The following is a 17,092-nucleotide window of genomic DNA, read 5'->3' as shown; positions in this document are numbered from 1 at the left end:
CGCCCCGGTTGGCCCACACCGTGGCAGGATGGGCATATCGGAGGATCCGCCGGATCCGAAGACAGAAATAAGGAGGGGTAGCAATGGCAGGCCAGGAGCAACAGCAGCCGCAGTCACGCGACAGCCAGGTCGAAGAGGACATTCCCGAGTCGCCGCCCACGCCGCCTGAGGCGCAGGCATCGGCATCAACGGAAGGCGTGGACGACCTCCTCGACGAGATCGACGGCGTCCTCGAATCCAACGCCGAAGAATTCGTACGGGCATTCGTCCAAAAGGGCGGTCAGTAACCCGGACCCGGAGGCTGGCGGAAGCCGCGGACGGCCGAATCTGTACCGACGTTGAAGTACCACGTTCAAGGAGTGCATGAGTGCAGGAATCAACCGCCAACCAGGTAGCCGCCAACGCCACGTCATCGTTCACCGAACACCTGCAGCGGGACCGGCCGGAGCTTCTGCCCTACAACCGGTCCCTCCAGGCGGGCGCGGCCGCCGCACCGTTGCAGGTTCCGCACGCCACCACGATCGTTGCGATGAGCTACGACGGCGGCGTGCTGATGGCGGGGGACCGGCGGGCCACCATGGGCAACGTCATAGCGAGCCGGCACATCGAAAAAGTCTTTCCGGCCGACCGCTACTCCGTCCTGGGGATCGCGGGGACTGCCGGCATTGCGATTGACCTCACCAGGTTGTTCCAGGTGGAACTCGAGCACTACGAGAAGATCGAGGGCACGCTCCTCAGCCTGGAAGGCAAGGCCAACCGGCTTGGCGCCATGATCAGGGGAAACCTGCCCCTGGCGCTGCAGGGACTGGCAGTGGTGCCACTCTTCGCCGGGTTCGACACCAGCGCCGGTGTCGGCAGGCTGTTCTCCTACGATGTCACCGGGGGCCGGTACGAGGAACACGAGCATCATACGGTGGGATCCGGCGCTGTCTTCGCACGCGGTGCTTTGAAGAAGCTCTGGCGGCCAAACCTTACGGCAGCGGAAGCTACCGCCGTCGCGGTCGAAGCCCTGTACGATGCCGCCGACGACGACTCAGCCACCGGCGGTCCTGACACCGTGAGGCAACTCTGGCCTGTCATCTACACGGTGGATAGCTCGGGTGCGCGGCGGGTTCCGGACAGCGAACTGGCAGCTGCCGCGAGGAATGTCATCGAAGCCCGCACCATCGCTGGACGGGAGGCCTGAGATGACACAGCAGTTCTATGTATCACCCGAGCAGCTCATGAAGGACCGTGCCGACTTTGCACGGAAGGGCATCGCCCGCGGCAGGTCCGTCGTCGTCGTCAGCTGCGAGGACGGCATTGCACTCGTTGCCGAAAACCCCTCGCCGTCGCTTCACAAAATCGGTGAGATCTACGACAAAATCGCGTTCGCCGCCGTCGGCAAGTACAACGAGTTCGAAAGCCTCCGCCAGGCCGGGGTCCGCTACGCCGATGTGCGCGGGTACTCCTACGACCGGGAGGACGTGACGGCCAGGGGACTGGCCAGTGTCTACGCGCAGAGCCTTGGTGCGGTGTTCACCGCTGAACAGAAGCCCTTCGAGGTGGAGCTTGCAGTGGCCGAGGTTGGCCCCACGCAGGCGGAGGACCACCTCTACCGGCTGACGTTTGACGGCTCCATTGCCGATGAGCACTCCTTTGTTGTGATGGGCGGCCAGGCAGACAAGGTCTCAGCCGTGATTGGCCATGGCTGGCGCAGCTCGCTGAGCTTCGCAGAGGCTGTGCGGCTGGCAATGGCGGGACTGGTTCCGCCCGCGGAGGGAGAGGAACCGGCGAAGGCACTGCCGGCTGGAGCGCTGGAGGTGGCAGTCCTGGACCGGCAGTCAGAAAGCAGCCGCGGATCAAGGCGTGCCTTCCGCCGGCTTACTGACGCAGATATCACTGCAATGCTGGCCTAGGAGGACAGGACAGATGGACAAGAGAATTTTCGGCATCGAAACCGAATTCGGCATCTCATATTCGAGCCCCGACTCGAGGCCTCTCGCTCCCGAGGAGGTGGCCCGGTACCTTTTCCGGAAAGTTGTCAGCTGGGGGCGCTCCTCCAACGTCTTCCTGACCAATGGCTCCCGGCTCTACCTTGACGTGGGGTCCCACCCGGAATACGCCACCGCCGAATGCGATGACTTGGCGCAGCTCATTGCCCATGACAGGGCCGGGGAGCTGATCCTTGATGACCTCGTGGACGAGGCACAGGCCCGCCTTGCGGCCGAAGGGTTCAACGGAACGGTCTACCTGTTCAAGAACAACACTGACTCCGCCGGAAACTCCTACGGCAGCCACGAAAACTACCTCATTCCCCGCCGCGGCGAATTCTCGCGGCTGGCAGAAATCCTGATCCCGTTCCTGGTCACCCGCCAGCTGATCGCCGGTGCCGGCAAGATCCTCAAGACACCGCACGGGGCAACGTACGCCTTTTCGCAGCGGGCCGACCATATTTGGGAGGGCGTATCCTCCGCCACCACCAGGTCGCGCCCCATCATCAACACCCGCGACGAGCCGCATGCGGATGCGGAATTCTACCGGCGCCTCCATGTCATCGTGGGCGACTCAAACATGTCTGAAGCCACGGCCATGATGAAGATCGGCACCGTGGACCTCGTGCTGCGCATGATCGAGGCCGGGGTGATCATGCGGGACATGCGGATGGAAAACCCGATCCGCAGCATCCGTGAGATCTCCCACGACCTCAGCGGCCGCGCACTGGTCCGGCTGGCGAACGGACGCCAGCTGACGGCACTGGAAATCCAGCAGGAGTACCTGACGAAGGTCACGGCGTTCGTGAAAGAGCATGGCGCCCACAACCCCCACGTCCCCTTGATCCTGGACCTTTGGGAGCGCACGCTCAAGGCCATCGAAAGCGGCGACTTCCGCAGCATCGACACCGAAATCGACTGGGCCATCAAGAAGAAGCTCATGGACAACTACCGTGAACGCCACGGGCTGGGCCTGGACGCCCCGCGGATTGCCCAGCTGGATCTCACGTACCATGACATCTCGCGCAGCCGCGGCCTCTACTACCTGCTTCAGTCACGCGGGGCAGTCCGCCGCATCGTGGAAGATACGGTCATCAAGGACGCCGTTGACGTTCCGCCGCAGACAACCCGGGCAAAGCTGCGCGGGGATTTCGTGCGCCGCGCCCAGGAGCTGGGCAGGGACTACACGGTTGACTGGGTGCACCTCAAGCTGAATGACCGTGCGCACCAGACCATCCTGTGCAAGGATCCGTTCCGCAGCGTCGACGAGCGTGTGGATGCGCTCCTTGACTCTATGGGCTGACACCCAGCTTCAGGGGCTATTCTGGATAGGGCCCTTTATCCGGGCCCTGCGCGATGCCGGCCGTTGCCATGCGGAACATCGCATCCATCCTGCCCCGACGAAAGTTTTATACGTGCGCCGACTACTAGCAATCCTTCTTCCCGGCCTGCTGTTGCTGACCGCCTGCGGCGGTTCAACCGCAGAGCCGGAACCCACCAGCGTATCCGCCGGTGAGACTGCCAAGTTCGACTCCCTCAAACTGACCGACAACGGGGACAAGAAAGCCCCCGGTGTTGAATTCACCAAGCCGTTGGAAGTGGCAGAACCCACCATCAAGGTGGTCACCGAGGGCAGCGGCGAAACTGTTAAAGCCAACCAGGTCGCCAACATTTCCATCCTGGCCCTAAACGGTACCGACGGCACTACGCTCGAGGACACATTCCCGGGTGAACCGGAACCGCTTGAGCTGAACGAGGAGCTGAAGACCGGCAGCGAGGTCATCTACAACGCGTTCGTCGGGTCGAAAGTAGGCTCCAGCCTGGCACTGGCTGTGCCCGGCCAAGCCGCGTCAGCCGGAGCCGAAGCCCAGCCCACCCAGTTGCTGGTCATCAAGGTGCTGTCCGCTGAGGATGTAGCGCCGGTCCTGGAAAAGCCCGAGGGCGAGACCGTGACCCCGCCGGCAGGATTGCCCACAGTCACCGAAAAAGACGGCATCCCCGAAATCAACGTCGAAGGCGTAGCCGCCCCCACGGCCCTGGTGTCGCAGGACCTCATCAAGGGCAAGGGCCCCACAGTTAAGGAATCCGACACCCTCACCGTCAACTACGTTGGCGTGACCCTCGTTGGCGGCACCAAGTTCGATTCAAGTTTCGACCGCGGCGAACCCGCAAGCTTCCCGCTCACCGGCGTCATCAAGGGCTGGACCCAGGGCCTTGCCGGCAAGACGGTTGGTTCCCGCGTCCTCCTGGTCATCCCCAAGGACCTTGCCTACGGCGACGCCGGACAGGGCGAGGCCAAGGGGGACCTCGTCTTCGTAGTGGACATCCTCGGGGCGAAGTAGCAACACTTACAGTCGGGCCGCTGCCCCACCGCGGCATCGATCAGCAGCACCACACGTGCGCAGCAGAACACGAGCAGCACAGACCTAAAGGAGTAACCATGTCATTTGGCCAGCGTGATTTCGACCGCCAGAAGCCCGAGATCGACTTCCCCGAGGGCGATGTTCCCACGGAACTGGTGATCACCGACCTCATTGAGGGCGACGGGCGGGAAGCCAAAGCGGGCGACACCGTATCCACCCACTACGTGGGCGTTGCCTGGTCAACAGGCGAAGAGTTCGACGCATCCTGGGGCCGCGGCGCACCGCTTGACTTCCGCGTGGGCGTCGGCCAGGTCATCCAGGGCTGGGACCAGGGCCTGCTCGGCATGAAGGTGGGCGGCCGCCGCCGCCTGGAGATCCCCTCCGAGCTGGCGTACGGCTCACGCGGCGCCGGCGGAGCCATCGCTCCGAACGAAGCCCTGATCTTCGTAGTGGACCTCGTAGGCGTGCGCTGACGGAGATCAGCCCCTCAACGGTATCCATCACCGCCAGGAGCGCGGCAGGCCCAGGACTTTGAACACCCGGGCCTGCCGCGCTTTCTGCGTTCCGGCGCGGACTTTAGTAACGTAGCCAGGGTGTCCGTATCCCGTACTGAACGTCTCCTCAACCTGCTCATCGCGCTCCTGAACACCCGGTATGGCCTGCGCCGCAGTGAGCTGCGGGAGAAGGTCTACCACGACCAGTCAGGAAACGACGTTGCCTTCGGGCGGATGTTCGAACGGGACAAAAACGACCTCCGCCAGTTCGGCTTCGATGTGGAAACACTTACGGACACGGGGTGGAGCGAGGACGACCCTGCAACCACCCGCTACCGGATCGGCAAGGAATCGAACCGCCTTCCTGATGTCCAGCTGGGGCCGGAGGAATGGACCGTACTCCTCCTGGCCTCGCAGTTGTGGGAACGCGCCGCCCTGGGCACGTCCGCCCAAAGCGCGCTCCGGAAGCTCAAGGCTTCCGGCCGGATGGCCGACGTCGGCCTGCCCGCCGGCGTCCAGCCACGGATCAAACCCGCCGGACAGGCCTTCGATGACCTGGTCGCCGCAATGCACTCCCGGCACCCCGTCACCTTCACGTACCTCGCGGGCACCACCGGCAAGGAGGAACTGCGGACAGTGGAACCATGGGGCCTGGGCAGCCGCTTTGGCCAGTGGTACCTGATGGGCCACGACCGGGTGCGGAATGCCACCCGGCACTTCCGGCTCTCCCGCATTACCAGTGCGGTGACAACCCTGGACAAAGAGCTCTTTACGCCGCCCGCGGACTTCAATGTACGGCAGGAACTGGCCCGCCTCCCGGAGCTTCCGCTGCGCCCTGCCATCGTGGACGTCAGGGAAGGACGCCTGCTGGCCCTGCGCCGGCGGAGCTCTGAGGCAGGCAACGCGGCGGGGCGGCCGGCCGCCGGCTATGAGCGGTTGGCCCTGCAATTCAGGGACCCCGAGAGCCTGGCCGAGGAACTCGCCTCTTACGGGCCGGATGCGCGCGCGGTGTCCCCCTCCGAGCTCGTCAAAGCCGTCCGCCGCAGGCTGCGAGCCGCTGCGGACTTCAGCGCGGCTCCTGTGCCCTCCTACCGCTTCGGCGAGGCCCGTGCCCGGAGTGTCCGCAAACGCACTTCCGAGGACCAGCTCAAGCGGATGCTCCAACTGGTGCCCTTCCTGGTGCACAACCAGGGCCTGCACATCCAGGACGTCGCTGATCAGTTCGGCGTCAGCAGGAAGGAGCTGGAGGACGACCTGCAGATTCTGATCTGCTCCGGGCTGCCCGAGGGATATCCCGATGATCTTTTGGACATCCAGTGGGACGACGACCACGTGTTCATCACCCAGGACCTGGACCTGACGAAACCGGTCCGTTTCACCGTGGAGGAGGCCTGCGCCCTCCTGACCGGGCTGGAGACGCTGAACGGGCTGCCGGAAGTAGCCGAGGGCGGCGCCCTGGAATCGGTGACGCTAAAACTCCTGGCAGCAGCCGGCGAAGAAGGGCTCAGGGCGGCCTCCCTTGCCGGGCCCGAAGTCGCACCCGCGGATGCCGCCACTCACGCCGCCGTGCGGCAGGCGATCGAGTCACGCTCACAGCTGCGCCTGGCGTACCTGTCGCCCCAGCGGGACGCCGTGTCCGAACGCGATGTGGACCCCCTCCGGCTCTACTCCCTGGACAACACCTGGTACTTCGAGGCCTACTGCCACCTGGTCCGCGGGCTGCGGAATTTCCGCCTGGACCGGGTCCAGGAGCTGCACCCGAACGGTGCTCCCGTTTCCGCCGACATCACGCCGGCCGAAGGGGCGCCCGCAAAGCTTTTCACCGCCAACGACGACGACACCACCGTCACCGTCCAGCTCACCCGGCAGGGGAGGGGACTGGCAGATGACTACTACGCGGAACGCACGGCGGAACTGCCCGACGGCGGCCTGGTGGCGGACATCCGCTTCAGCAACACCGCATGGTTGCCGATGTTCGTGGCCCAGCACGGGGGTGCTGCCCGTATTCTTGCCCCCGAGGAGCTGGCGGAAGCTGCCCGCACCTGGCTGGCGGCATCGCTGGCCATGTATGGCGACTAGACTTCTCAGCATGCCTTGGTGGTCCTGGATCCTGATATGGGTGGCGCTCGTTGCGCTCTCGCTGCTCTTCTATGTCCTGCTGGGCATCCGGTTGTTCCGCCAGTTCATGGCAACCGTCAAGGACCTGGGGGCGGCCGGTGAAAAACTGGGGCAGCTGGGCCCCATGGAAACATCCCCGGCCTCCACAGCGCCGGCGACGCCCCACCCGGGATCCGCGGTTTTTGCCTCGCCGACTGTCATGAGACATGATTACGAGGCATCCAAGTCGTCCCGACAGGAAGAACGCCGTCTTCGGCGGGTGCAGCGCAAGATCGACCGGGGCCAGCCGCAGGCACTCGGCGATCTGGACTTCACCTCGAAGTAAAATTGTATTGAAACGAAAGGATTTCCCGTGGGAAGACTCTTTGATGGCCCCTGGCCCATCGTAATTATCATCGTTGTTGCATTGCTCCTTTTTGCCGCGCCTAAACTTCCGGCCATGGCGCGCAGCCTTGGCCAGTCCATGCGGATCATCAAGTCCGAAGTCAAGGAAATGAAGAACGACGGCAAGACCGAATCCACTGACGCCTCAGGTCCGGTGGAAGGCACCATCGTCAACCACCCGAAGGCGAAGCCCGGTGAGCCGACAGACGGCACTGACGTTCCGCCGTCGAACCGCGCCTGACCCCCAGTGGCACTGTCGCGGGCCCGTAAAGCCAACCCCGAGGGGCGGATGGCTCTTTGGGACCACCTCAAAGAGCTCAAGAACCGGCTGATCAAGTCGGCGATCGGCGTCGTCATTGGCGGCATCGGGGGCTGGATACTTTACGATCCGTTGCTGAAGGCCCTGGCCGAGCCGGTCAACCGCATCTCCGAGCAGACCGGCGGGCTCTCGGCCATAAACTTCGGAAGCATTGCATCTCCGTTCGATTTCAAGCTGCAAATGTCACTCCTCATCGGCGTGGTCATTTCCAGCCCCATCTGGATCTACCAGCTCTGGGCGTTTATCACGCCCGGCCTGACCTCCAAGGAACGCCGGTACACGCTGGGGTACATGGCGGCGGCAGTCCCGTTGTTCCTGGCCGGTATCTGGGCCGGCTGGCTTGTTGTGCCGCAGGTGGTCCACGCGCTGACGCAGTTCACCCCGGAAGGGTCCTCCAGCGTCATCGATGCCCGCACATACATCGAGTTCGTGACCCGCATGGTGCTGGTCCTGGGCGTGGCTTTCCTGGTTCCCGTGGTGCTGGTGGGCATCAACATGGCGGGCATCATCTCCGGCAGTACCATCCTCAAGGCCTGGCGCATCACAGTGTTCCTCGTGTTCGTCCTCGCTGCCATTGCTGCTCCCGGAGCAGATGCCATCTCGATGTTCATGCTGGCCGGCCCACTGCTGGTGCTTTTCTTTGCCGCGATCGGCATCTGCCTGATGAACGACAAGCGCCGCGAACGCAGGACAGCCAAACGGGCAGCTGAAACCGAGGCCACAGCGGACATCGCCACCCCCGGCAGTGAGCTCAAGAACCTCTGAGCCCCGTTAGGCTTGGGGTATGTCCTCCAACACCGGGCCTTCTTCCATTGGACCGTTCCCTGCCGGGCCCACCGACACTGAAGAGCTCTCTCCTGCCGAGCGGTACCGTGCCAGCGCCGAGCGCAGGGCCGAAGCGGCGACATACCTCGGAGCCTTCGTCCGTACCCTGGACTTCGAACTGGACGACTTCCAGCGGCAGTCATGCCTCTCCCTCCAGGAGGGCAGGGGAGTGCTGGTGGCGGCCCCCACAGGCGCCGGCAAGACCATCGTCGGTGAATTCGCCATCTACCTGGCGCTTCAGCGCGGCCTGAAGGCGTTTTACACAACCCCCATCAAGGCTTTGAGCAACCAGAAGTTCACCGAACTTTCTGAAAAATACGGCGCCCGGAATGTTGGCCTCCTCACCGGCGACACCAGCATCAACGGTGACGCCCCCGTCGTCGTCATGACCACGGAAGTCCTCCGGAACATGCTGTACGCGGATTCGGCAACATTGGACGACCTCGGCTATGTGGTGATGGACGAGGTGCATTACCTGGCCGACAGGTTCCGGGGTGCCGTCTGGGAGGAAGTGATCATCCATCTCCCCAGCGAGGTGCAGGTGGTTTCACTCAGCGCCACCGTCTCGAACGCCGAGGAGTTCGGAGCCTGGCTGGACACCGTCCGCGGTGATACTGACATCATCGTCTCCGAGCACCGGCCGGTACCTCTCTGGCAGCACGTGATGGTTGGCCGCCAGATCATGGACTTGTTCGCCGGAGAAACCAGCTTCGACGAAATTGCGCCGCCGGTGGACGGGGGGGAGACGCAGCCGGTTTCGTCGAAGGACAGCGCAAAGGGCCGCGGCGTCGACGTCAATCCCGACCTCCTCAAGGTAGCGCGCAGCGAAATCCAGCAGAGTTTCCGCAGCCGCCAGGGCGGGCCCGGCGGACGCGGCCAGCGCGGGCGGCGCGGCAACGACCGTCCCGGCCGGGGCGGCGACGAACGTGGCGTTCGCCCCGCCAGCCGCCCCCAGGTCATCGCAAGCCTGGACCGCATGGACCTGCTCCCTGCCATTACCTTCATTTTCTCAAGGGCCGGCTGTGACGCTGCCGTGGCACAGTGCGTCGGCTCCGGGCTGTGGCTCACCACGGAGAAGGAACAGCGGATCATCGCCCAGCGCGTTGACGAAGCCGGCCAGGATATCCCGCCGGACGACCTCGATATCCTGGGCTTCTGGACCTGGCGTGACGGGCTGATCCGGGGCTTCGCCGCCCACCATGCCGGCATGCTGCCCACTTTCAAGGAAGTGGTGGAGAAACTCTTCGCCGACGGCCTGGTCAAAGCGGTTTTCGCCACGGAAACCCTGGCCCTGGGCGTCAACATGCCTGCCCGCTCCGTGGTGCTGGAAAAGCTGGACAAGTTCAACGGTGAAGCCCATGTGGACATCACCGCCGGTGAGTATACGCAGCTGACCGGCCGTGCGGGCCGCCGCGGCATCGACGTCGAAGGCCATGCAGTGGTGCTGTGGCAGCCCGGTACGGACCCGACGGCGGTCGCCGGCCTGGCGTCCCGGCGCACCTACCCCTTGAACTCGAGCTTCCGGCCCACGTACAACATGAGCATCAACCTCCTGGCCCAATTCGGCCGGGCCCGGGCCCGCGAAATCCTTGAGTCCTCCTTTGCCCAGTTCCAGGCTGACCGTTCGGTGGTGGGGCTTGCCAGGCAGGTGCGCAGCCGGGAGGAATCGCTGGCCGGGTATGCCAAGTCGATGACCTGCCATTTGGGCGACTTTACCGAGTACGCGCGGCTGCGGAGGGAACTCTCCGACGCCGAAAACGCCGGTTCGCGTACCAAGTCCCGCGCCCGGAAATCACTCAGCGATGATTCCCTGGCCCGCCTGTTGCCGGGGGACGTGGTGGAGGTGCCCGGGGGCAGGGCGCCCGGCCCGGCCATTGTGCTCAGTTCGGACCACACCAGCCGCGAGCCGCGGCCTGCCGTCCTGACGCTGGACAACCAGTTGCGGAGAATCGGAACCGATGATCTGGAAGGCCCCATCGCGCCGGTGACGCGCATCCGCATTCCCAAGTCCTTCAATGCCAAGGTGCCCAAATCCCGCCGTGATCTCGCGTCCTCGGCCCGGAACGCGTTGCGGGAGAACCGGCCGCCCGCCCCGGGCAACACCCGCAACCACGATTTCGGACTTGCCACGGCCCTGCCCAACCAGGAAAAGCGCATCGCCGACCTCCGCCGCGTCCTCCGGGCCCACCCGTGCCACGGCTGCAGCGAACGGGAGGACCACGCCCGCTGGTCCGAACGCTGGTGGAAGCTGCGGCGGGAAACCGATGGGCTGGTGCGCCAGATCCAGGGCCGGACCAACACGATCGCCAAGACCTTTGACCGTGTGTGCGACGTCCTGACCGCGTACGGGTATCTGGAGCCGGCTGCCGACGGCCGGCTGGGCATCAGTCCCGATGGCCAGCGGCTGCGGCGGATCTACGGGGAGAAGGACCTCCTCATTTCCCAGTCCCTGCGGCTGGGCGCGTTTGACGACCTGGATGCCGTGGAAGTTGCAGCACTGGCCAGTGTGCTGGTGTACCAGGCGAAAAGGGAGGACCGGGGGCTCCGGCCGCGGATGCCCAGTATTTCCCTTGAGACGTCGGTGGATATCGTCGTCCGCGAGTGGTCTGCCTTGGAGGACGTGGAAGAGGAGAACAAGCTTCCGCTGACCGGCGAACCCGAACTGGGGCTCGTCTGGCCGATCTACAAGTGGGCCCGTGGCCGCCACCTGCAGGACGTCCTGAGCGGCACGGACCTGGCAGCCGGTGACTTTGTCCGGTGGGTGAAGCAGGTTGTCGACCTCTTGGACCAGCTCGCCAAGATTCCCGGCCTGGAACCCCGCCTTGCCAGGCTCTGCGCCGAAGCCATCTCGCTGATCCGCCGCGGCGTCGTGGCTTATTCGTCCGTACTCTGACAAGCCTCGCCGGCCGCCCGCCGGCCCACACCAACCCAGGAGCACTGCCCCGCATGTCACAGCCTGAACCGCTGCCCGCTGCCCGCGCCAAGACTGTCCTCTACCGGAACGGGTCCGTCTACACCGCGGCAGACCCTTTTGCCACGGCCATGGTGGTTGACGGCGGCACGGTTGCCTGGGTGGGATCCGAACAGGCAGCCTCATCCATCGCTGACAGTTCAATGGAGATCATCGATCTCCGGGGCGCCCTCGTGGCGCCGGGCTTTGTGGACTCGCATATCCACCTGACCGAGACCGGCATCGCGCTGGACTCACTGCAGCTGGGCGGAATCCGTTCAGCCAAGGAACTGCTGGACGCCGTAGCCGGTGTCCCCGGCGAAGGACCTGTGCTGGGCCACGGCTGGGACGAGACCACCTGGGCCGATGACACCCTGCCCACCGCCGAGGAACTGGAACGGGCGTCCGCCGGGCGGCACGTGTACCTTTCCCGGGTGGACGTTCACTCCGCGCTGGTGTCCGGGTCCCTGGCCCACGCGGCGGGCGTCCGGGAGCTGGACGGGTTCGACGGCGGGGCGAGGGTCCGCCGGGCAGCGCACACGGCCGCCCGACAGGCTACCCGCCGGCTGCCGCACGACGAGCTGCGGCGCCACCAGGGCCGTGCATTGTCCGAAGCGGCGGCTAATGGCTACGTGGCGGTCGCGGAAATGGGCGCACCGCACATCGGCGGCGCAGAGGACCTGCGGCTTGCCGCCGCATGGAACAACGGCGGCCCTGAAAGCGCCGGAGTCCCTGAAGTCCTTCCCTACTGGGGGGAACTGGCGGCCTCCGAAGAACATGCCCGCAGCCTCCTGGACCAGTTTGGCTTCGGCGTGCGGGGGCTGGCCGGCGACCTCAACATCGACGGCTCCATCGGATCGCGGACCGCCGCCCTAAGGTCCGGGTACGAGGACGCGCCGGGCGAGCAGGGGAGCCTGTATCTGACTGTTGATGAAGCTGCAGCGCACCTTGCTGCATGCTCCCTTGCCGGAGTCCAAGGCGGATTCCATGTTATTGGGGACGCCGGGCTGGACACCGCGCTGGCCGCCCTCGAGCTGGCAGCACGTGAAGTGGGTGAGCAGCGGGTGCGTGCCGCAGGCCACCGCCTTGAACACGTGGAGATGGTGGACGCCGCCGCCGTCGAAACCCTGGCCCGGTACGCGGTAACAGTCAGCGCCCAGCCGGCGTTCGACGCTGCCTGGGGCGGCCCCGGAGGGCTGTACGAACAAAGGCTGGGGGAGCGGAGCCGGTCAATGAACCCCTTTGCCAGGCTCTTCGCGGCCGGGGTTCCGGTGTGCTTCGGCAGCGACAGCCCAGTGACGCCCCTGCGGCCCTGGTCCAGTGTCCGCGCCTGCCTGGAGCACCACAACCAGGATGAGCGGATTTCGGCCCGCGCAGCCTTCCTGGGCCACACCCGGGCAGGCTGGCGCGCCGCCAGATATTCCGACCCCATGGCGGGACAGCTCGTGCCCGGAGCTCCTGCCAGTTTCGCCGTCTGGGAGGTCGAGGAACTGATGGTCCAGGTGGCGGACGGCCGCGTCCAGTCCTGGAGCACCGACCCGAGGGCGCGGACACCGCTGCTGCCTGCCCTGGACACCGGCACTGATCCAGTGTGCCTGCAAACGGTCAGGAACGGCATCGAAATTTTCGCAAGTCCAGCGCTCCGGTCCTGACCCGGCTGCCGCCACCCTATAATTGGTAGTTGCGCCTGCTGCGACCCCGATTGCGGCCGGGCGCTCTGACCGTTTCCCCCAGGAAAGGCCCTCTGTGCGCGTCCTCACGATCATTCCCACCTACAACGAGCTGGAATCGCTGCCCAAGACCCTCCAGCGGCTTCGCGCGGCGGTCCCGGCGTCGGACGTGTTGGTGGTGGATGACAACAGCCCTGACGGCACCGGCCAGCTCGCGGACCGTTTCGCTGCCGAGGATTCCCAGGTGCACGTCCTGCACCGCAAGGGCAAGGAAGGCCTGGGCGCCGCGTACATTGCCGGCTTCCGGTGGGGTCTGGACGCCGGATATGACGTCCTGGTTGAAATGGACGCTGACGGTTCCCACCAGCCCGAGCAGCTTCCCCAGCTGCTGGAAGCCGTTGAACAGGGCGCCGACCTTGCCATGGGCTCCCGGTGGGTTCCCGGCGGCAGCGTCGTCAACTGGCCCCTCTACCGCCAGGCCATTTCCAGGGTGGGCAGCACCTATGCGCGCCTCATGCTGGGTCTGAAGATCAAGGACGTCACGGGCGGCTACCGCGCGTTCCGCAGGACCACGCTGGAAAAGCTCAACCTGGACCAGGTGGACTCGGTTGGCTACGGCTTTCAGGTGGACCTCGCGTTCCGGGTGGCCCGCATGGGGCTCCGGATCGAGGAACGGCCCATCACTTTTGTTGAGCGGGAACTCGGCGCCTCCAAGATGAGCGGCAACATCGTGCTCGAAGCCATGGTCAACGTCACCAAGTGGGGCCTGCAGGCCCGCTGGCACGCCCTGACCGGCAAGAAGACACCGGCGCGGCAGCCGTAACCGCTGCAGCGCAGCGCGTAGAAGCCGAATTAAACAAGGAAGGGGCTGTCCCTGCACAAAGTGCAGGGACAGCCCCTTTGGTTCAAGCCCTGGGCTGGATTCCTTAGGCGGAGCGCCGTTCTCCGCGGCGTTCGCGCAGGATGGTCAGCCGGTCTTCGAGGATCTGCTCAAGCTCGGGCAGCGAGCGGCGTTCCAGGAGCATGTCCCAGTGGGTACGGACAGCTTTGTCGTTGCTGGTGTCGGGCCGTTCGCCATCAACCAGGAGCGCTTCCTTGCCGGTTTTGGAAACCCACACCGGGGGGATTTCCGCCTCTGAGGAGAAGGTGACGAAGACCTGCTCGCCGTCCTCGCACCGGTACTCGACACGCTGGCGCGGAGCCGGCTCTACTCCGGACTCGGTCTCCATGCTCTGTGCACCAAGGCGCATGCCCCGCAGGCTGCGATCGCTCATGATTTCTCCCTCTGGTCGATTCGCGGTGTACAACACCGCGCCGGCCGACGGTAAACACGTACCATCGGACTACTGTGTGCTCTGTGCTGCATCTCTAGATTCAACGCATCGCGAAGCTTTGTTGTTCCAGCGGATCTGCTCCAGCCGGACAAATACACAATTATACCGGCGTAGGGCCGGAACAGCCAAAAGAGGGGTCCGTTCAGCACGGACCCCTCCTCGTAACCGGCAAACACCGTCAGCCGGTCCTCCGGCCGTAGCGCCCTAAGGCTCCGACGGTTTGGCCCCGACTTCGTCGAACAGGCCGCCGGCGGATTCCGGGGTGGTCCCGCCCAGGGCGTTGCCGATTCCCTTGAGTGCTTCGCCGACTTCACTGGGAATGATCCACAGCTTGTTGGAGGAGCCCTCCGCCAGCTTGGGCAGTGTCTGCAGGTACTGGTAGGCCAGCAGCTTCTGGTCCGGATTGCCCTTGTGGATGGCGTCGAAGACCTTCTGGATGGCCTGGGCTTCGCCGTCGGCACGGAGGATGGCCGCCTTCGCATCACCTTCCGCTTTCAGGATGGAGGCCTGCCGCTGGCCCTCAGCGGTGAGAATCGCTGACTGCTTGGTTCCTTCGGCCGTCAGGATGGCCGCGCGCCGGTCGCGCTCGGCGCGCATCTGCTTCTCCATCGAGTCCTGGATGGAGTGGGGCGGATCGATTGCCTTCAGTTCCACGCGGGAAACCCGGATGCCCCAGCGGCCCGTGGCCTCGTCCAGGACGCCGCGCAACTGTCCGTTGATCTGGTCCCGGGACGTGAGCGCCTCCTCAAGGTTCAGCCCGCCCACCACGTTGCGCAGCGTGGTGGTGGTCAGCTGCTCCACGGCCTGGATGTAGTTGGCGATCTCGTACGTGGCGGCGCGCGGGTCCGTGACCTGGAAATATACCACGGTATCGATGGAGACCACCAAGTTGTCCTCGGTGATGACAGGCTGCGGCGGGAAGGAGACCACCTGCTCGCGCAGGTCCAGCAGCGGCAGGAGCCGGTCAACGAAGGGAATAAGGATGGTCAGTCCCGGATTGAGCGTCCGCTGGTATTTGCCCAGCCTTTCAACAACACCAGCCCGTGCCTGTGGAATGATCCGGACCGCCCGGACCAGGACAATAATCACAAACACGATCAGGACCACCAGCACAATGGCGAGTGCGGCTCCTCCTGCGTTATCCATACATTTCCTTCTTCCCCAATTGATCAGGCTGTATCAGGACTTGGTGTCGGGTTCGGATGCTGCCGAAACCACGGCGGTGGCACCGTCTATGGCGGCCACCACAACTTTTTGGCCGGCGGGAAGGACTCCTGCCGCTGAGCGGGCGCTCCAGATATCGCCGCCGATTTTGACCAGGCCGCCGTCTGAGGAGACGGGTTCCATGACCACGGCCTGTTCACCGATCAGCCGGTCAACGTTGGTGCGCTGCTCGGACGGACCCTTCTTCAAGTGGGACAGGGCCACCGGCCGGACAAAGGCGATCATGAGCAGGGAGACGACGCAGAAAACCACAATCTGCAGCCAGAGGTCAGCGCCGGCGAAATCAGCCACCAGGGCGGCAAGGGTTCCTCCGCCGAGCATGATGAAAAACAGGTCAAGGGTGATCATCTCGATCACTGCAAAGGCGAGGAAAGCGGTGAGCCACAGTGCCCACCAGTTTTCGCCCAACCATTCAAACAACATGCTCCCCCTTCGCTACGGGGAGCCGCTACCGCGGACCCTCCAGCAACTGTTCTTCCATCCTAATGCTGGCAGCCTTCCTATGGGCGGGCCGCCGTAAGTTGGCGGGGATAGTGGCCAAGTCGTTACTGCGTGCGGGCCGTCGCGGGGCGGAAGACTGTGAGGCGGAACCGCGCTTCGGCCAGGACGGGCTCCGGCTGGCCCTCCAGCCGGGCGGCGATGGCGGTGCGGTCGCTGTGATGCCCCGCCGGACCCATGAACGCAAGGTCCGCTGCCTCCTGGCGGGTTAGCGCAAGGGGGAAGTCGATGTCCCGGGCGCTTTCGATCGTGAAGTGCGGCTCCATTGCCCCGGCCAAACGGTTCTCCTTGCCTTCTTCGATACCGAGCATGCCGGCCGGCTCCGCCATGGAGGCGAGATGACCGGGCCGGGGTGTCACCACGGCCAGCAGGCCCGCTGGCCGCAGCACGCGTGCGAACTCCGGGGCGTTCCGGGGCGCGAAAATGACCGTGACCGCGTCAACCGAGTTGTCCTTCACCGGCAACGGCTGCCATACGTCCCAGGCGAGGTTTACCGCCTCCGGGTTGAGCCGCGCGGCGCGCCGCAGGGCGAATTTCGAGATGTCGAGGCCAAGGGCGGCCACCTCCCGGCCGTTGGCCGCCGCCGCATCAAGCAGAACGCGCAGGTAGTGTCCCGTGCCGGTTCCTGAGTCCAGCACGACGGCTCGGTCCCGGGGCAGGGATGGGACGACGGCGGCTGCCACCGCCTCTGCCAGCGGCAGGTAGTGCCCCTTCCCCAGGAAGTTGAAGCGGGCCTCCACCATCTCGGCGGTGTCCGCTTCGAACGCGGTGCCTTTTCCCACCAGCAGGTTGAAGTACCCCTGCCTGGCGGCGTCGAAGCTGTGGGAAGATCCGCAAAGAAGGCGGCCGTGGCCGGAGGGATGGGGTCCCGCCGGCTCCAGCGGCTGGAAGCACACAGGGCACAGCAGGGGAAGCTTGGGAGCGGGCATAGCCACCATCT

17 protein-coding genes are annotated in these 17,092 nt (G+C 65.1%); 13 read left to right on the top strand and 4 right to left on the bottom strand.

All coding sequences use genetic code 11. The features are described from left to right. Positions 1–83 precede the first annotated feature (83 nt). The 13 genes from U7114_RS09230 (at position 84) to U7114_RS09170 (ending at position 13,919) form a co-directional block, all read left to right on the top strand. The gene (locus U7114_RS09230; protein ID WP_157242312.1) at positions 84–287 is read left to right on the top strand and encodes a ubiquitin-like protein Pup; all 204 of its coding nucleotides are present in this window, start codon (positions 84–86) and stop codon (positions 285–287) included. 80 nt (positions 288–367) lie between these two features. Then, positions 368–1,186 carry a proteasome subunit beta gene (gene prcB / locus U7114_RS09225; RefSeq protein ID WP_321213558.1) on the top strand — a complete coding sequence of 273 codons (819 nt, stop codon included), beginning with the start codon at positions 368–370 and terminating at the stop codon, positions 1,184–1,186. Position 1,187: 1 nt separating this feature from the next. Beyond that, complete coding sequence (gene prcA / locus U7114_RS09220) at positions 1,188–1,898, top strand: proteasome subunit alpha (RefSeq protein ID WP_323057152.1); 711 nt, start codon at positions 1,188–1,190, stop codon at positions 1,896–1,898. A gap of 13 nt (positions 1,899–1,911) precedes the next feature. Further along, positions 1,912–3,276 carry a Pup--protein ligase gene (gene pafA, locus U7114_RS09215; protein WP_323057151.1) on the top strand — a complete coding sequence of 455 codons (1,365 nt, stop codon included), beginning with the start codon at positions 1,912–1,914 and terminating at the stop codon, positions 3,274–3,276. 112 nt (positions 3,277–3,388) lie between these two features. Continuing rightward, the gene (locus U7114_RS09210) at positions 3,389–4,315 is read left to right on the top strand and encodes an FKBP-type peptidyl-prolyl cis-trans isomerase (protein ID WP_323057150.1); all 927 of its coding nucleotides are present in this window, start codon (positions 3,389–3,391) and stop codon (positions 4,313–4,315) included. Between the two features lie 98 nt (positions 4,316–4,413). Then, positions 4,414–4,809, top strand: a complete 396-nt coding sequence (locus tag U7114_RS09205) for an FKBP-type peptidyl-prolyl cis-trans isomerase (RefSeq protein WP_104997974.1) — start codon at positions 4,414–4,416, stop codon at positions 4,807–4,809. A 120-nt stretch (positions 4,810–4,929) separates the two neighbouring features. After that, on the top strand, positions 4,930–6,909 hold the full coding sequence (locus tag U7114_RS09200; RefSeq protein ID WP_323057149.1) for a helix-turn-helix transcriptional regulator: 1,980 nt from the start codon (positions 4,930–4,932) through the stop codon (positions 6,907–6,909). A gap of 10 nt (positions 6,910–6,919) precedes the next feature. Beyond that, positions 6,920–7,273, top strand: a complete 354-nt coding sequence (locus U7114_RS09195; protein ID WP_157242308.1) for a hypothetical protein — start codon at positions 6,920–6,922, stop codon at positions 7,271–7,273. Between the two features lie 27 nt (positions 7,274–7,300). Next, the gene (gene tatA / locus U7114_RS09190; protein ID WP_045731378.1) at positions 7,301–7,573 is read left to right on the top strand and encodes a Sec-independent protein translocase subunit TatA; all 273 of its coding nucleotides are present in this window, start codon (positions 7,301–7,303) and stop codon (positions 7,571–7,573) included. A 48-nt stretch (positions 7,574–7,621) separates the two neighbouring features. Next, positions 7,622–8,416: a twin-arginine translocase subunit TatC gene (gene tatC / locus U7114_RS09185; protein ID WP_157242307.1), complete on the top strand. Its 795-nt coding sequence runs from the start codon at positions 7,622–7,624 to the stop codon at positions 8,414–8,416. A 19-nt stretch (positions 8,417–8,435) separates the two neighbouring features. Continuing rightward, positions 8,436–11,369, top strand: a complete 2,934-nt coding sequence (locus tag U7114_RS09180) for a DEAD/DEAH box helicase (protein WP_323057148.1) — start codon at positions 8,436–8,438, stop codon at positions 11,367–11,369. Positions 11,370–11,422: 53 nt separating this feature from the next. Next, the gene (locus U7114_RS09175) at positions 11,423–13,078 is read left to right on the top strand and encodes an amidohydrolase (RefSeq protein WP_323057147.1); all 1,656 of its coding nucleotides are present in this window, start codon (positions 11,423–11,425) and stop codon (positions 13,076–13,078) included. A 94-nt stretch (positions 13,079–13,172) separates the two neighbouring features. Beyond that, complete coding sequence (locus U7114_RS09170; protein ID WP_321213565.1) at positions 13,173–13,919, top strand: polyprenol monophosphomannose synthase; 747 nt, start codon at positions 13,173–13,175, stop codon at positions 13,917–13,919. A gap of 103 nt (positions 13,920–14,022) precedes the next feature. Here U7114_RS09170 and U7114_RS09165 read toward each other — a convergent pair whose 3' ends face one another. From U7114_RS09165 to U7114_RS09150, 4 genes are all read right to left on the bottom strand, one after another. Further along, positions 14,023–14,370, bottom strand: coding sequence for an RNA polymerase-binding protein RbpA (locus tag U7114_RS09165; RefSeq protein WP_013600997.1), 348 nt, complete (start codon positions 14,368–14,370; stop codon positions 14,023–14,025). Between the two features lie 264 nt (positions 14,371–14,634). Next, entirely contained in the window at positions 14,635–15,576 is a 942-nt protein-coding gene (locus tag U7114_RS09160) for an SPFH domain-containing protein (protein ID WP_157242304.1), read from the bottom strand. Positions 15,577–15,609: 33 nt separating this feature from the next. Further along, positions 15,610–16,074: an NfeD family protein gene (locus tag U7114_RS09155; protein ID WP_157242303.1), complete on the bottom strand. Its 465-nt coding sequence runs from the start codon at positions 16,072–16,074 to the stop codon at positions 15,610–15,612. A gap of 125 nt (positions 16,075–16,199) precedes the next feature. Beyond that, positions 16,200–17,081, bottom strand: a complete 882-nt coding sequence (locus U7114_RS09150) for a putative RNA methyltransferase (protein ID WP_323057146.1) — start codon at positions 17,079–17,081, stop codon at positions 16,200–16,202. Positions 17,082–17,092: the final 11 nt, after the last annotated feature.

It is taken from the genome of Pseudarthrobacter sp. C1, assembly GCF_034720455.1.
Classification (GTDB): Bacteria; Actinomycetota; Actinomycetes; order Actinomycetales; family Micrococcaceae; genus Arthrobacter.
This window is presented reverse-complemented; position numbering and strand designations above follow the sequence as displayed.

What these genes read in the sequence shown, in the direction of transcription:
- U7114_RS09230 (WP_157242312.1), top strand. Translation starts at nt 84, where the DNA reads ATGGCAGGCCAGGAGCAACAGCAGCCGCAGTCACGCGACAGCCAGGTC.
- prcA (WP_323057152.1), top strand. Translation starts at nt 1,188, where the DNA reads ATGACACAGCAGTTCTATGTATCACCCGAGCAGCTCATGAAGGACCGT.
- pafA (WP_323057151.1), top strand. Translation starts at nt 1,912, where the DNA reads ATGGACAAGAGAATTTTCGGCATCGAAACCGAATTCGGCATCTCATAT.
- U7114_RS09205 (WP_104997974.1), top strand. Translation starts at nt 4,414, where the DNA reads ATGTCATTTGGCCAGCGTGATTTCGACCGCCAGAAGCCCGAGATCGAC.
- U7114_RS09195 (WP_157242308.1), top strand. Translation starts at nt 6,920, where the DNA reads ATGCCTTGGTGGTCCTGGATCCTGATATGGGTGGCGCTCGTTGCGCTC.
- tatC (WP_157242307.1), top strand. Translation starts at nt 7,622, where the DNA reads ATGGCTCTTTGGGACCACCTCAAAGAGCTCAAGAACCGGCTGATCAAG.
- U7114_RS09180 (WP_323057148.1), top strand. Translation starts at nt 8,436, where the DNA reads ATGTCCTCCAACACCGGGCCTTCTTCCATTGGACCGTTCCCTGCCGGG.
- U7114_RS09175 (WP_323057147.1), top strand. Translation starts at nt 11,423, where the DNA reads ATGTCACAGCCTGAACCGCTGCCCGCTGCCCGCGCCAAGACTGTCCTC.
- U7114_RS09165 (WP_013600997.1), bottom strand. Translation starts at nt 14,370, where the DNA reads ATGAGCGATCGCAGCCTGCGGGGCATGCGCCTTGGTGCACAGAGCATG.
- U7114_RS09160 (WP_157242304.1), bottom strand. Translation starts at nt 15,576, where the DNA reads ATGGATAACGCAGGAGGAGCCGCACTCGCCATTGTGCTGGTGGTCCTG.
- U7114_RS09150 (WP_323057146.1), bottom strand. Translation starts at nt 17,081, where the DNA reads ATGCCCGCTCCCAAGCTTCCCCTGCTGTGCCCTGTGTGCTTCCAGCCG.